1 pseudogene is annotated in these 323 nt (G+C 64.1%); it reads right to left on the bottom strand.

Going from position 1 to position 323, the window contains the following annotated elements:
* Positions 1–154, bottom strand: a pseudogene (locus tag ADL15_RS21145) (IS701 family transposase); the annotation flags it as partial.
* Between the last annotated feature and the right edge of the window lie 169 nt (positions 155–323).

Below are 323 nucleotides of genomic sequence, written 5' to 3' on the forward strand. Positions count from 1 at the left end.
TCAGGTCCTGCATACCGCCCGGACCGTCGTCACCGGCGTGCTCGGCGATCGTCCAGCAGTTCTTGGTCGGTAGCGGGGCGAGGAGCCCGGCGATGAAGTCCCGGACCCGGCGTCGAGGCTCCGGCCGGGCGAAGCGTGCCCCGATCGTGTCCATCAACTCGCCGAACAGCTCAGACCATCGCTGAGCATCTACTCTGTAGGCGGCAGCCACCGCCGTGTCTTCAGTAGTCCACACAACCGCTGAGACTTGACGGTGGCTGCTTGCTGTCCACGGACAAACCCACACCGTCACAACAGGTCAGAACGGATCTCCTGCTGGAGTA

Origin of the sequence: Actinoplanes awajinensis subsp. mycoplanecinus, from assembly GCF_001509495.1 — a bacterium.
GTDB classification, from domain to species: Bacteria; Actinomycetota; Actinomycetes; order Mycobacteriales; family Micromonosporaceae; genus Actinoplanes; species Actinoplanes palleronii.